This window comes from Burkholderia sp. RF2-non_BP3 (assembly GCF_001522185.1).
GTDB classification, from domain to species: Bacteria; Pseudomonadota; Gammaproteobacteria; order Burkholderiales; family Burkholderiaceae; genus Burkholderia; species Burkholderia diffusa.
In genome coordinates this window covers 33,138-48,981 of sequence record NZ_LOSU01000032.1, presented here as the reverse complement: position 1 = coordinate 48,981, position 15,844 = coordinate 33,138, and the positions used below count along the sequence as shown (strand labels likewise).

Here is a 15,844-nt window from a genome sequence, read left to right as displayed (position 1 = left end):
ATGAGAACCTTGATCGTGCTCGGAACGCGACCGGAAGCGATAAAGATGGCGCCGTTGGTCAACGTGCTGAAGAAGGATCCGGAGATCGAAACGAAAGTCTGCGTGACTGCGCAGCATCGGCAGATGCTCGACTCGATGCTCGGGTTCTTTCGTGTTCGTCCCGACTACGATCTGGACGTCATGGCACCCGATCAATCCCTTCTGGGGATGACGAGCAAGGCATTGGCAGGCCTTGATTCCGTGTTGAGCGATGCTCGTCCGGACCTCGTGCTGGTACAGGGCGACACGTCGACGACGCTCGCCGCGGCGCTATCGGCGCATTATCGGCAAATCTGCGTGGGTCACGTGGAGGCAGGACTGCGCACCGGGAATTTGTCAGCTCCGTGGCCGGAGGAGGCGAATCGACGTCTTACGAGCGTTCTGGCGAAGTATCACTTCGCTCCGACATCGTCTGCGCGTGACAATCTTTTGCGAGAGGGTGTTTCGAAAGATCGCATCCACATCACGGGCAATACGGTTGTCGATGCCCTGTTGGAAACCGTGGCCGGCATGCGCGAGGATGTCGCTCAGCGCAAAGCGCTGGATACCCGATTCGCCTTCCTCAATCCGGAAAAGCGCTTGATTCTTGTGACTGGCCATCGCCGGGAAAATCTGGGCGAAGGGCACGAGGCCGTTTGTCTCGCGCTGCTGGAAATTGCACAGCGGGGCGACGTCGAAATCGTTTTCCCGGTGCACCTCAATCCCAAGGTCAAGCAGCCGGTACATCGACTTCTTGCACATGCTCCTGGCGTGTTCCTGATCGAACCGCAGGATTACCTGCCGTTCGTTTACTTGATGAACCGGGCAGCACTGGTCATTACGGATTCCGGTGGCATTCAGGAAGAAGCACCGGCCTTGGGCAAGCCAGTACTTGTGACACGCGAGACGACGGAACGCCCCGAAGCCGTTGCGGCCGGTACGGCAAAGATCGTCGGGACCGATTCAGCCATGATAGTTGCGGAAGCAACCAGATTGCTCGACGACCCGGCGAGCTATGCCGCGATGGCGCGAGCGGCGAATCCGTATGGGGACGGCAAGGCTGCGCAACGCATCCGCGATATTCTAGTGAGTACACGTTGAACACCATTTCAATCATCGGTCTCGGCTATATCGGCTTGCCGACCGCAACGCTATTCGCTTCACGCAAACTGCGGGTGATTGGCGTCGATGTATCGCCGTACGTCGTCGATACGATCAACCGTGGCGATATCCACATCGTCGAGCCTGAACTGGACATCTTGGTTCAGGCGGCGGTGGGCGCCGGCTATCTGAGAGCGGCTGCGCACGCCGAGCCGGCGGATGCATTCGTCATTGCCGTACCGACGCCGTTGACACCGGATCACCGGCCCGATTTGAACTGCATCGAGTCGGCGGCGAAGTCGATCGCTCCCGTGCTTTCCAAAGGCAACCTCGTCATTCTCGAATCGACGTCGCCGGTTGGCACGACGGAAATGCTGGCCAACTGGCTGGCAGAGATGCGCCCCGATCTCAGTTTTCCGCAGCAGGTGGGTGACGAATCCGATATTCGAATTGCCTACTGTCCTGAACGGGTTCTCCCCGGGCGCATCGTCCATGAGCTGGTCGTCAACGATCGTGTGATCGGCGGTATGACGCGCGGATGTTCCGACGCAGCCGTCGCACTCTACAAGTCATTTGTGCAGGGTGATTGCATTGTCACGGACGTGCGCACCGCGGAAATGTGCAAGCTGACCGAGAACAGCTTTCGTGATGTCAACATTGCTTTTGCCAACGAGCTTTCGATGATCTGCGACAAGCAGGGAATCGATGTCTGGGAACTCATCAAGCTGGCAAATCGGCATCCTCGCGTGAATATCCTGCAACCCAGTTGTGGGGTGGGTGGGCACTGCATCGCCGTCGATCCGTGGTTCATCGTGGACAGCGCGCCGGATGAATCGACGTTGATCCAGGCCGCTCGTCACGTCAACGACGCCAAGCCGCAGTGGGTCATTCGCAGGGTGAACGAGGCCATTGTCGAGATGACGACGTCCGGCGCCACGCGTGGCGATATCCGCATCGCGTGCCTGGGCGTTACATACAAGGCGGATATCGACGATTTGCGCGAAAGTCCGGCGCTACAAATCGCCGGGATTCTTGCCGAAAGCCATCCCGGCAAGATCATGATAGTTGAGCCGAATCTCGAAGAAATGCCGGAACACTTGGCGACTTCGGGAATGAATCTGGTGACGCTTGATGAGGCACTTTCGCGAGCCGACATATTGGTTTTGCTGGTTGACCACACTGAATTCAAAAGTGTGAAACCTGACCGGATCGATGGAAAGGTACTCATCGATACACGTGGCATTTGGAAGGGCATAAAACAATGATCGAACAAGAAAATTCGACCATCCGGGTCAATGTTGAATCTCGTCTTGAGGCAATGAAAGAGGAGAACGAGATTCTGCTATTGCAGCTTCACCAGGTGCAGGAAGAACTCGAACACCGTTATCGGCAGGAGAGAGCTGCAGAAGACGAGTGGTCGAGCGGGGCATTGGGAAATCGCGGATCGAGCGCGAGCAAGGTCGATGACGAGTTGCACAATGCCTTGGCCGAAAATCAGCGCTTGCGTGCGTTGGTGAACGCGCAGAGAAAGGTCCATCGGCTTGAGAGGGAAAACGCCCTGAATATCAAGCTCGGGAATCTTTTGATTCAAGGCGTCGATTCGCCGAAGACGCTGTTCTCCGTACCTGGTGCACTTGGGAGGATCTGGCGCAACTATCGTCGCCAGTCGCCCCCCGAAGTGCTCGGCGGGAAGGACTTTACGAAGGTCATTGTCGCGTATGGTGCCGGAGGCTTCGAGGCGGTGGAAAAGCTGATGGCTCGCGACTCGATTTCTCCGGTCACTCGGGCGAACGGCTATACGACGCTCGGGCGTCATCTGATGAATAGCGATCGCGCCAGCGCGGCAGAGGCGGCGCGACGAGCGTACGCGTTGGAGCCGAAGTCCTTTCGACTGAAATGGCTCGCCTTCAGGCTTCATGAGGCGGGCAGTCTCGTCGAAGCGGAAGCCTTGCTGGACATCCTGCCATCGGATACCAAATTCAGCGATTCGGAGGCTCGCCAAGCCAGCCAGTTGCGCCATGAAGCCAAGCAAGCTCGCCAACGCGAAGCGAAGCAGGGTGCCGGATTTTCCGAGCGTCGGGACGAGATCGAGAAGCAACTGGCCAGTCTGGCTCGAGCGCGTGACGAGAGCGCGCAGTTGCTTGCAGAACGCACGCGCGAGGTCGAGGCGCTGACGCGGGTCAATGCGCAACTGATGCAGGAAAAGTCCGCGTTGGTAAAGCATCAGGAAACGGCGCTGAAGCATTCTGGCGCCCGAGACCAGGAAGTCGATGCGCTTAAACAGGCCAACGCGCGCCTCGAGCGGGAAAAATCTGATCTCGAACGAACGAAATCTGACCTCGAGCGAGAAAAATCCGAACTTGTGGCTCGTCACGAAAATGCTGTCAGACAGGTCGCCGAGCGTACGCGGGAAGTTGAAACCCTGAAGCAGGCCGAAATGCGACTGGGGCAAGAGCGCTCCGAGCTCGTCGAGCAGCACGAGAGAAACGTCGAGCATGTCGGCGAACTCTGTCAGGACGTCACCGACCTGACGGAGGCAAAAACTCAACTGGAAGAAGAACTTCTTGCCTCGATCGCAATGCACGAGGAGGTGATCGAGCAGTTGATCGCTTGTAGCCTGGAAGTCGAGTCGATGAAGCAGGCGTGGGCTCAACTGGAACAGGAGAAGTTGTCGGCGTTGGCGCAACACGACGAGATCAGCGCTCAGGTGGTCGAGCGTACAAGGCAGGTCGGAGCGCTGGAGCGGGTCGTGATGCACCTCAAACAGGAAAAGGTGGCACTGGAGGGGCGGCATGAGGCGACGCTCAGGCAGTCGACCGAGCAGGCGCGGCGTGTCGTGGATCTCGAGCGGATGGTCGCGCGGCTGGAGCACGAAGTAAGGGGGCTGACCACGCGGCATCAAGCGGAGATTGCGACGCAGGTGGCCGAACGCGCGCGCGAGGTCGATGTTCTTGCGGAGGACCGGGCACGTCTCGAGCGCGAAAATCTGGCGCTGGTCGCGCAATACGACGACGTCGTCAGGCATGCGATCGATCGCGATCGTGAAATCGAACTGCTCACGCAAGTCAAAGCAGAACTGGAACAACAAAACTCGGCATTGACTACCCAACTCGAAGGTGTCAGCGAGCATGCGGCCGAGCGCTCGCGTGAGCTCGACGCGCTGAAGCAAGCCAATGCCGTATCCGAGCGTGAACGGCAGACGTTGGCGGCGCGGTATGAGGATGCCGTCAAACAGGAGGGCGAACGCAGACGAGAGATCGAACTTCTGGTTGCAGCCAAAAAGCAGCTGGAAAGTGAAAAGTCGACCTTGATGAGTCAGCATGGCGAGTCCTCCCGACTGGTGACGGAGCACATCGAGCACATCAACGCGTTACAACAGCAGCTCGAAAATCAGCAGGAGAGCGATGCGGAGTTGAAGGCGCGTCAGAGGATGGTGCAGGAAGAAATGATTCGCGCGGAAGCACAGCTTGAGCTGATCAAGGACATCCTGCTTCGAGAGCCAGAGCTATGAGAAAGAAGTCGGTGAACTTGCGCTACAGGGCACTGGCAAGTCAACGTGTGCGGCCGAACGAAATCGTCGAGATTCGGTCCGAGCAGACCGTCGTGCCTTACGACGAAAATCTGCTCGAACGAGCACGTACCCAGTGGCAGTTTGGCGATTGGCAAAGCCTCGCCCGACTGGAGCGCGCCACCCTGCAACACCATCCCGAGCGTGCAAAGCTGGCCTTGCTCGCGGCATCGGGGCGTCTGCAACTCGGAAGATTCGCCGAGGCCAAACTCTATGTGCGTCTCGCTCGGGACTGGGGCGTCAGCGAGCGTCATCTTTGTCAGATTCTCGTCGCTGGCGTGCATAACAGTCTGGGACGTGCCGCTGTCGTAGCAGGGAGCTTCCCCCGGGCATTGAAACATTTCGAGTCGTCGATCAGGGTCGGCGCGCCCGGGTCGGACAAGGTGTTGTTGACCAAAGCGCGAATCAGTCAACAATGTCAGGAGCTTGGCATGACGTCGACCCATCTCGAAAGCGACGCAAGCGCGGCATTGCGCGGACTGGCTCATTCGAGTTCCGCTTTCGACGTTGTCACGCTGTCAAAGCTCCATCTCGGTGATGCGTGGGCAGGTAACACCATCAATACCGTTATTTTCAGGCATCACGGGATACTGACCCATCTGGACTGGCAGGTTACTGCGTTCTATGTCGATTCACGGACGCTGCGCATTGTTCGGCGCAATCTGAAGACGGATGCGATCGAGAGCCATGACGTAGAAGGTTCGTACGATCTGAACGACGCGCACAATAGTATTAGCCTCGGCGTTGACCGGAATGGTCATATCCACCTGTGCTACGGGCATCACGCTACGCGATTGCGTTATCGCCGAAGCATCACGGCCAACGATATTAACGAGTGGACGGATGAGCTTCCGATGACGGGCACGTCCGAAGAACGGGTGACCTATCCGACCTTCATTCAGCCGCATCATGGATTTCCGCTCGTCCTGCTTTATCGTGACGGCGTGCACGATAGCGGAAACGCTCGCCTCAAGGCGTACGACGAAGAGACCGAGAGCTGGACGGATCGCCCCTTGCCGATTCTCAGCGGCAGTGAGTCGAAGCCCTGGACGAGCAACGCTTACTGGAACCATCCGGCCATCGGCAACGACGGAAGCTTGCATCTCAGCTTCGTATGGCGCACGCATACGCTCGGCGAAGACGATCTCATCAACAATGTGAATATCGGATATGCATGTTCATTCGATAATGGCGCCAGTTGGCAGACGTCAAAGGGGCGAGACTATCAACTTCCGATCACCCAGGTTAATGCTGAAATAATTTGCCCGATCTCGCCCGGAAGTAATTTGATCAATCAGTGCAGCATGGCATTGGACAGCCGAAACCGTCCGCATATTGTTTTCTATGCGGACGATCCGGATGGCGTTCCGCAGTATCAGCATTTGTACTTCGATGGCGCGAAGTGGCGGCATCAGACCATTTCTGCGCGCACTCAGCCTTTTGCATTGCGAGGGAAGGGGACGCTGCAAATTCCGATAAGTCGCCCGGAGGTGGTCATCGATCGATTCGACAATGTATATGTCATCGCTCGCGGAGATCATAGCCGCGGTCGAATGGCCGCGACTTTGCTTGCGGCACCCGATTACATGTGGTCGGAGAAAAACACGCGATTCATTCTGGATGAGGATCTCGGCTTTGCCGAACCAATCATCGATCGAACTCGCTGGGAAAATGAGAGTGTTCTCAGCCTGTTGTTGCAGCGTAACGAGCAGCCGGCGCATGACCTTGACTGCCAGGTTGTGAGCTCTGCAGTCACGTTGTTGGACATCAAATTCACAAATAACTAAATGTGATGAACAAGAATATGAAAACGCCTCTCGCACTTGGCAACGAATACATGCGTTCGGGGAAGTACGAAGACGCCATTCGGAAATATGCCGAGGTGTTGATCACCACACCCGGGCTCGCCCGGATCGCGTCGACGAACCTCGCTCTCGCGAAGCAAAGATATCGAAAGAGCCGCGAAGAGGCCGGTAGGCCGCGAGTGGGCGTCTGCAGTTGGGAACTCGCACATAATTCGGCGGGGCGAGCCTACACGCTGGCGATGGTGTATGAGCGATTTGCCGACGTGGAGATCATCGGCAGCCTCTTTCCACAGTTCGGGCGGGAGATCTGGGGGCCGATTCAGGAAACCGAAATTGCGAAGCACGCAATCCTGGTAGAGGACGAGTCGCGATTTGTCGAGCAGGCTATCGAACTGGTTGTCGCGCATCCCTACGATATCGTGCATCTCTCGAAGCCGCGCGGGCCCAATGTCTTGTTCGGCGCGCTGTACAAGCTGATCTGGGATGCGAAGGTATTGATGGACATCGACGACGAGGAGTTGGCGTTTGTCCAGGCAGAGTCCCCTATCGGCATCGGGGAGTATCTGGACAAGCACCATCAGTTCCCCAGGGTGAACCTGGCCGGCCAGGACTGGACGCGCATCGCCGTTGGCCTGGTGAATTTGTTCGATGGTGTCACCGTTTCGAACCCCGCACTGCAGAATCGATATGGTGGCCTGATTATTCGTCACGCTCGCGACGAAAAGGCCTTTGTTTCGTCGCCGGGGTTGAAGAGCAAGAGCAGAAAAAAATACGGCCTGCCCGCGGACAAGAAAATCGTGCTGTTTTTTGGTACCCCCCGGCCGCACAAGGGGCTGGTCGAAACCGCCGAGGCAATCGCCGAGCTCGGGCGGGATGACGTCCTGTTCGCAATCGTAGGAGACTTCCCGGATCAGTCGCTGAAGGAGACGCTCAAGCAGGTTCGCGGTTGCCAAACGGCATTCATCGCCAACAAACCATTCGCCGAAATTCCGGCCGTCGTCTCGATGGCTGACGTCTGCGTTTTCCTGCACGACGGTGGGCCGGCTGCGCAGTTTCAGGTTCCGGCAAAGCTCACCGATGCTGTCGGGATGGGGGTCCCGGTACTGGCTTGCGACTCGCCGGCAATGGCGGATCTGTTCAAGTATGACGAAGTCTCGATGGTTTCTATCGACAAGCTTGCACCTGCGCTCGGAGCCGTGTTGGATGCCGTCGACGGAAACTCGCAGCAGGGCAACAGGCGCAGCACGCTGTTTCAAGACATCCTGTCCGTGGGGGCTAACGCCGAGGAATTGCGAAACTGGGTGGCGGCCCTTCGTTGTTCGAACGATTCGGAAATCGTTCGACTCTTTGGTCATTTGATCAATCGCGGGCGCGAGCGCGAAGCAACCGTCGATACGATTCGGGTGGACCAAGCGGCCAACGACGTGGTGGCGAAGTCGAACGTCAGCCATCGGACCGATCAACCGATGTTCAGGTTGGGAAAGGACGCGTTCATGTTGCGCGGACTACGTCCGATGGCCTCGATCGCGATCGTGGCAAACGTGATGAACGACGAAGCGTGGGAGCGTGTGAGAAGGACGCTTCCCGTTCTGGGCCACCGACACGATTTGTTTGTACTTGGGTTCTCCGATGTCGAGCACGTCAATTTCGGCAACTTGACCGCATCCGTGACGATCGTTGGTGACGGCGATGGCGAAGGGAACGCCCAGAATTTTCTGCGAGTGGCCGGATCGAATGTATTCGATGACTATCAGGCCGTACTGTGGCTTGCGCCCGGCGAGGGTGACGACGAATTGTCGGACGTGGCGAGCCGGGCAGTCGAATTTACGGCGGATTCTGACTGGGGAATACGTGCGAAACGGTTCGTCTCGCTTTCCAAGGAGGGCGGCAATCATCGTGTGATCGACGGCGTGAAGATTGCACTGTCCCGCATGGGGCTGAGCCTTTCGGACGAGACGGTCACGGTGCCGGTCGGCGCCGAAGTGTGGCTCAAACCTTTGCTGTTGAGAGGGCTGGCTTCGGCGCTCTGGGCGAGTGAGCTTGTCGGCGACAAGAATGCTGCCAACGGGTTTCCGGGACGGCCCACTGTTCTGGGCGTGTTGTCCGTACTGGCAAAACTCGGGAATCTGTCGGTTCAGTCAGAAGCGAGAAAAGGTGCTCAAGCGATTCAGCCCGCTCGTCCTCGGACGTTGAAGACGATCGCGTTCTATCTCCCGCAGTTTCATCCGATCCCGGAAAACGATTTGTGGTGGGGGAAAGGTTTCACGGAGTGGACCAACGTCACGCGGGCTCGACAGTTGTTCAGAGGCCATTATCAGCCGCGAGTGCCGACCGAGCTCGGATACTACGATCTGCGTCTCGAGGAAACACAGGTCGCGCAAGCCAAACTGGCCAGCGAGTTCGGGATTCACGGGTTCTGCTACTACTATTACTGGTTCGACGGCAAGAAACTGCTGAATCATCCAATCGAGCAGATGGCTCGATCCAAGAGCGTCGACACGGGCTTCTGCGTTTGCTGGGCCAACGAGAACTGGTCACGGAACTGGGATGGGCAGAACCGGCATGTGCTGATGGAGCAGACCTATACGCTCGAGAGCAATGTCGCGTTGATTCGGGAACTGATCCCGATGATGAAGGACCCGCGCTGGATTCGGTACGACGGCAAGCCGGTGATGATGGTATATCGAATCTCGATCATTCCGAACTGGCTGGAAACCGCCGCTGCGTGGCGCGAGGAGTGCCGGAAGGCGGGGCTGGGTGAGATTCACCTGTGCGCTGTTCGGTTCGGGCTGGAAACGCTGCAAGGTTCCCCGGAGGACTACCGGCTCGATAGTTATGTCCTGTTTCCGCCTCACGAAGCGGAGCGCGTCGATCTGCGTGACAAGGTGCACGACCTGCACAAGAATTTTGGCGGCCAGATCTTCGATTACTCGGCAGTGGTCGAGGGTGATATCGCGAAGTTTGAGGATGGCTATTCGTGGCCGGTTCACCGAGGAACCATGCTGGGTTGGGACAATACCGCTCGCCGCCTGACGGATGCGCGAGTGTTCCACGGAGCGACGCCATATGGCTTCCGTCGCTGGATGCAGCGCATCCTCGAGCAAGAGCAGCGTTTCAACCAAGGCAACGAGTCGCTCGTCTTCATCAACGCGTGGAATGAGTGGGCGGAGGGCACCTATCTTGAGCCAGATCAGCGGTGGGGTCGTTCGTATCTGAAGGCCTTCGCTTCGGCCGCTGAATCTGTCGCTGGAGTTACGCCGCAAGTATTGCCTGCGGGGATCGCCGCTAGTTCGAAAGAAGCGGACGTACTCAAGCTGCCGGAAAATTCGCTTGCGGATACGAAAGACGCCATCACGGACGGAAAGCCGCTGCCTTCGGTTGCCTGGCATGAAGGACAGAGGCAGCCGAACCCGGACTGGCCGACAGTGATGCTCTGTGCGCACATCTCCGGCCATCATCTGTTTGGCGGAGAGCGGAGTCTCCTGGATGTGCTGAGCGCGTTCGCCGAACAATCCGTCAACGTCGTGATGACCCTGCCGTCCGGCGGAAACAAGGCCTATATTCGCGAAATATGTGAGCGCAGCCTCGGTGTGTATTGCTTTCCCTATCCGCAATGGAAGAACAACCGTGCCAGCAAGGCCTGGTTGACGGTGACCTTTGCAGACATCATCGCGCGTCACGCTGTCGATGTCGTGCATGCGAACACAATCGTGCTGCTTGAGCCGTTGGAGGCCGCAACGCGCATGGGCAGGACCCGGGTCGTTCACTCGCGCGAACTGATTTCGCTGGATGACCCTTTGCGTGAACAACTTGGTTTGTCGATCAGCGAAATCATCGGGCGCGTATTCGAACGTTCGGATTGGGTGATCGGGAACAGTCGCGCCACGAGTCAATTGTTTTCGCGTCCGGAAAAGACGCTTTACGTACCCAATGCGGTGACGCTGAGCGATTTCGAACTGGGAAACAAGTTCGGTAACACCATCAAGTTCGGCATTGTCAGTTCGAATATTCCGAAGAAGGGTGTTGAGGATTTCGTCGAGGTGGCGCGGCGAGCCGCGGAACGCACACCGCGAGCCCGCTTCGTGGTGGTTGGTCCGGTGAATGCCCAGGTCAAGAAGTGGCAGGAAGAGGTCGCGTCCGGTGCGCGTCCCGACAATCTGATCATTGCCGGCTATGCCGAACATCCGCGCAAGGCGATGTCGGAATTGAACGTGCTGCTCAATCTCTCGCACTTTGCCGAGAGTTTCGGCCGTACGGTTGCCGAGGGAATGGCCGCCCGCCGCCCGGTTATTGCCTATGACTGGGGTGCGCTGAGCGAGCTGGTGCAGCACGGGAAGACGGGCTTTCTTGTGCCTTACCGCGATATCGACGGAGTCGTGGACGCGGTGGTGCGTTTCTGCGAAAAAGACAAGCTCGTTTCCGAAATGGGGCAGGCCGGACGCATGTTTGTCGAGCAGCATTTCACTCAAGACAATTTGAAGGCCGCGCTTTCCGATGGCTATGCAAAGATCTTCGAACGGGAGGGTTTGATCGCGACGGGTAACGCACCAGCCGCTGTCGCGGCGCGCGCGATCGGCTATGCAAAGCCGACGACCGTGATTGTGCCGGTCTATAACGCGGTCACTGCCGTTCGCGACTGCCTGCGATCGGTGCTCCAGCATACCGATCTGACTCGGGACCGATTGATCGTGATCGACGACGGGAGTCCGGATCCGGGCATCACGCCGATGCTGGAAGAGTTCGACGGCGTGCCGGGTGTTCTTATTCTCAAGAACAACGTGAATATCGGCTATACCAAGACGATAAATCGCGGGATTCGCGAGGCGGGCGACAACGACGTCGTATTGCTGAACTCGGATACGGTCGTAACGCCGCGCTGGCTCGAGGGGTTGCGGGCCGCCGCCTATAGTCGCGAGAAGGTGGCGACCGTTACCGCGATGAGTGATAACGCAGGGGCGTTTTCATTCCCTAAGTTCAACGAATATTGTCCGCGTCCGCCGCATCTGAGCCATGACGAATACGCACTCCTCGTGACCCAAGCAACACAGGCATGTGTTCCACCGGAAGTGCCGACCGGGTCGGGATTCTGTATGTATATTCGCCGAGCGCTCATTGACGAATGCGGGGCGTTTGACGAGGAGGGCTTCCCGCGCGGCTACGGCGAGGAGAACGACTTCTGCATGCGTGCTTATAAGGCTGGTTGGCGCAACCTGATTTCTCCCTGGTCGTTTGTCTATCACATTCGAACGGCCAGCTTCAAGGGCGAAAAAACGGCATTGGTCAAAGCGGGCGTCGACGTGGTCACCCGACGATATCCGGAATACGCGGGGCTCGTGAAGGCGGCCTTTGCCGGAGTTGAAATGGGACGCGTGCGCGAAGCGGCCGGGGCTGTGATGAGGCGCTGAGTGAGCTGCGGTGGCCGCCGACGAAACGTGCGGCTAAGGGTGAGCGCCGCTTCAGGTGGATTCTTTGTACGGTGCGGCTTGGGGTAATTCGGAGAGGAGGTGGCCTTGGAAACGAAGCAGTTTGCCGTTCGATTGCTGGTCTTGCTGAGTGTCGCGGCAGCTTCGGCATCGTGGGCGGCCGAGGCCACTGATGCGAAGTGTGCGGGGATGTCACCGGATCTGACGATAGATCGGGTGTGGGGCGCTTCGCGTGTCAAATTCGATGCGCTGGAAGACAAGAAATTTATTTATGTTTCGTACTACGACGCGGATCGATGGTTGTCGGTTGCACAGGTCAACAAATGCACCGGGGAGGTGGCGAAGACGAGGGTTGCATCGCGCTTTGGCGGGTGGGATGCCCACAACTCGATCGTCCTTGCGCTCGACAAGTCGAATCGCCTTCATGTTTCCGGGAATATGCACGCCTCACCGCTTGTATATGCACGAATGGACGCTCCGGACAAGTTGGCGGGCCTTGAAGCGGTGCGGCCGATGATCGGATCAGACGAGGTGCAGGCGACGTATCCCTATTTTTTCCGGTTCATGGATGGTGCATTGGGATTTTCGTACCGCTCCGGGCACAGCGGAGACGGCGAGGAATTTATCAACCGGTTCGATAACGCCGGTTGGGTGCGTTGGACAAATCGCCCGATTTTTGCCCCCACTTCCGAAAAGAAGCCCGTGAATGCGTACCATACGAATTACGTTTGCGGTCCGGATGGCTTCTTCCACGTTGCGTGGGTCTGGCGGGAAAATTACTTCGTCGAAACGAACTTCAACGTGAATTACGCGAAGAGTCGTGACCTCAAGACGTGGCAAAACAGTGCGGGCGACGTCATTCCTTTGCCGATTACACCCAGGACGGCGGAAGTCGTGGACGAGATCCCAGAAAGAAGCGGCCTGTTGAATAACATCCGGCTGGGGTTCGATGAGGCCGGGCGGCCCGTCATCTCATACTTGAAGTTCGATTCAAAGGGGGCGACGCAACTGTTCCATGCCCGCCTTGAAAACGGAATCTGGAAAACGGCGCCGGCAACGCAATGGACCTTCCGTTGGGATCCGAGGGGCGGAGGCACCATCAAGGGTGAAATCAACTTCTCGGGCGTGAAGGTGAGTGATGGCCACCTGATCGAACAGGTCAGCCAGCCGGAAATCGGCGCCAAGACACTCGTCTACGACGATAAATCGATGAAGGTGGCGGAGGCGCTTTCTCCCAATGTATGGAGTCCGTCTCCGGCTGTCCGGAAGGTGAAGGCACCTAATGGCGCAGTGCCCAACGTCCAGGTGGTGAGATTCGAGAATATGGCGGCACATGAATCGAAGGAAAGTCATGTCGTGACGTGGTTCAGCTTGCCGGCCGATAACCGGGACAAGCCGCGAAACTGTGATAACGCCGCCGTCCCGTGCAATTTCACTTCAGATCTGATCTTGCATACGGACCGTAGGTCGCCTTGATGGAGTTTTGGTCTGTCGTGGGTGTCGGATCGGCACGATGCTCGCCCGATCCGGAGCTCGGGATTCGTTATTTTCGGCTGCTCATATCAAGCAGCCAATGAAATTAAAGGTAGATATAAGAGATGAAAGTTCCTGTGTTTGCCTGTGAGAAACACGCATGAAAATCGCTATCGCCGGCACAGGCTACGTCGGCCTGTCCAACGCCGTCCTGCTGTCGCAGCACAATGAAGTCGTGGCTCTCGACATCGTCCCCGAGAAGGTGGCGATGCTCAACCGCAAGGAGTCGCCGATCGAGGATGCCGAGATCGAGGACTACCTGCGCCACAAGAACCTGAACTTCCGCGCGACGCTGGACAAGGAAGACGCGTACGCCGGCGCCGACTACGTGGTGATCGCCACGCCGACCGACTACGATCCGGACACGAACTACTTCAACACCCGCTCGATCGAGGTCGTCATCCGCGACGTGATGGCGATCAACCCGCGGGCGGTGATGGTGATCAAGTCGACCATTCCGGTCGGCTACACCGAGCGTACGCGCGCGGCACTCGGCACCGACAACCTGATCTTCTCACCCGAATTCCTTCGCGAAGGCCGGGCGCTGTACGACAACCTGCACCCTTCGCGGATCGTGATCGGCGAACGTTCCGAGCGAGCCGAAGCGTTTGCCGGTCTGCTGAAGCAGGGGGCGATCAAGCAGGATATTCCGACGCTGTTCACGGGCAGCACGGAAGCCGAGGCGATCAAGCTCTTCGCGAATACGTACCTGGCGATGCGCGTGGCCTATTTCAACGAACTGGACACCTATGCCGCGCAGCACGGTCTCGACACGCACCAGATCGTCGACGGCGTATGTCTCGATCCACGCATCGGCGCGCACTACAACAACCCGAGCTTCGGCTACGGCGGCTACTGTCTGCCCAAGGATACGAAGCAGCTGCTGGCCAACTATCGCGACGTCCCGCAGAACCTGATTCGTGCGATCGTCGAGTCGAACAGCACACGCAAGGACTTCATCGCCGAGAGCATTCTCAAGCGCAAGCCGAAGGTCGTCGGCATTTACCGCCTCGTGATGAAGGCCGGGTCCGACAATTTCCGCGCGTCCAGCATCCAGGGCGTCATGAAGCGCATCAAGGCCAAGGGCGTCGAGGTCATCGTCTACGAGCCGGCATTGCACGAATCGACGTTCTTCAACTCGTCGGTCGTCCACGACCTGGCTGAATTCAAGCGCTCCGCCGACGTGATCGTTGCCAACCGCCTGACCGACGATCTGACCGACGTCGCAGGCAAGGTCTACACGCGCGACCTGTTCGGCGGGGACGCATGATCGGCCAGGAGTCCGGTCACCCGGCGCGCGCGGCGAGCGCGTTGCCGCGCATCCTGTTCTTCAACGTGAACGGCTCGGGCATGGGCCATCTGAACCGTTGCCTCGCGTACGCGCGTCGCCTGCGGGGCCGCGCGCGCCCGTTCTTCTTTTCGCTGGCGTCGGCGATCGAGATCATCGAGGAGATGGGATTCGAGGCGGACTATTTCGTTTCCCATTACTGGTCGTCGAGCTCGACGTTCGGCTGGAACAGCGAACTGGCCGTGCGGCTGGGCCTGATGCTGGAGCGGGTTCGCCCGGATGCGGTCGTATTTGACGGAACGTGGCCCTTCAAGGGTTTGCTGACGGCATGCGAAATGTATGGATCGCCCGTCCTCGTGTGGTCCAATCGCGGGCTGCTCAAGGCCGATACCAAGACGGTGCCGGTGGACGAAGCGCTGTTCGATCTCGTGATCCAGCCGGGTGAACTGGGTGCGACCGAAGCACGCGCGTCGCTGACGAACGGCGGCACGCGGCTGTCGGTGCCACCGGTCTGCCTGCTGGAGGACGACGAGTTGCTCGACCGCGCAGCGGCGAGAAACGCGCTCGGCCTGCCGCAGGCCGGCCGCTTCGTCCTCTTTTCTCTCGGCCCGGGCAACCTGAAGGATGTCGCCGGCATCGGGCACGGACTGATCGCCGCGTTCGAGGCGGCCGGGTTCCAGGTGGTCTGGGCGCGGGCGCCCATCTCGGTGCGCGACGTCGAATTGCCGGCCGGTGTGCTGCCGATCTCGGTCTACCCGTTGGCGCGCTATCTGCGTGCGTTCGATGCCTTTGTCGGCGCCGCGGGCTACAACACCTGCTGCGAACTGGTGCAGTCGGGCGTGCCCGCGCTGCTGGTGCCCAACGCGCAACTGGTGGACGATCAGGTTCGCCGCGCGCGGATGGTCGCCGACGCGATGCCGGCTGTCGTGTCGGCTTGCGAGACCGAACAGGAGCGCAAGGCGGCTGTCGACGCGCTGCTGGGCATGTTGCACGAAGCGGCGCCCGCGCGGTGCGCGGTGCCGATGAACGGCGCATCGCTCGCGGCGGACGAGATCATGGCCAGGATTGCTGACAAGAGGCGAACGCATTGAGCATCATCGACCAAACC

General features: G+C 58.7%; 8 protein-coding genes. All 8 read left to right on the top strand.

Annotation, left to right across the window (positions count from 1 at the left end; all coding sequences use genetic code 11):
• The 8 genes from wecB (at position 1) to WS45_RS15190 (ending at position 15,827) form a co-directional block, all read left to right on the top strand.
• Positions 1-1,119: a non-hydrolyzing UDP-N-acetylglucosamine 2-epimerase gene (gene wecB, locus WS45_RS15230; RefSeq protein ID WP_059700665.1), complete on the top strand. Its 1,119-nt coding sequence runs from the start codon at positions 1-3 to the stop codon at positions 1,117-1,119.
• Positions 1,116-2,384 carry a UDP-N-acetyl-D-mannosamine dehydrogenase gene (wecC, locus tag WS45_RS15225; RefSeq protein WP_059689034.1) on the top strand — a complete coding sequence of 423 codons (1,269 nt, stop codon included), beginning with the start codon at positions 1,116-1,118 and terminating at the stop codon, positions 2,382-2,384. Before wecB ends, wecC begins: the two co-directional genes overlap by 4 nt.
• Positions 2,381-4,630 (top strand): hypothetical protein, encoded by a 2,250-nt coding sequence (locus WS45_RS35025; protein ID WP_156437181.1) that lies wholly within the window; start codon positions 2,381-2,383, stop codon positions 4,628-4,630. Before wecC ends, WS45_RS35025 begins: the two co-directional genes overlap by 4 nt.
• A complete protein-coding gene (locus WS45_RS15210; RefSeq protein ID WP_059700662.1) occupies positions 4,627-6,474 on the top strand; it encodes a BNR repeat-containing protein in 1,848 nt (615 codons plus the stop codon). Before WS45_RS35025 ends, WS45_RS15210 begins: the two co-directional genes overlap by 4 nt.
• A gap of 17 nt (positions 6,475-6,491) precedes the next feature.
• Positions 6,492-11,897: a glycoside hydrolase family 99-like domain-containing protein gene (locus tag WS45_RS15205; protein WP_179950372.1), complete on the top strand. Its 5,406-nt coding sequence runs from the start codon at positions 6,492-6,494 to the stop codon at positions 11,895-11,897.
• 105 nt (positions 11,898-12,002) lie between these two features.
• Positions 12,003-13,391: a BNR repeat-containing protein gene (locus WS45_RS15200; protein WP_156437180.1), complete on the top strand. Its 1,389-nt coding sequence runs from the start codon at positions 12,003-12,005 to the stop codon at positions 13,389-13,391.
• 157 nt (positions 13,392-13,548) lie between these two features.
• Positions 13,549-14,718, top strand: coding sequence for a nucleotide sugar dehydrogenase (locus WS45_RS15195; protein WP_059689028.1), 1,170 nt, complete (start codon positions 13,549-13,551; stop codon positions 14,716-14,718).
• Positions 14,715-15,827, top strand: coding sequence for a glycosyltransferase (locus WS45_RS15190; protein WP_059700659.1), 1,113 nt, complete (start codon positions 14,715-14,717; stop codon positions 15,825-15,827). Before WS45_RS15195 ends, WS45_RS15190 begins: the two co-directional genes overlap by 4 nt.
• Positions 15,828-15,844 lie beyond the last annotated feature (17 nt).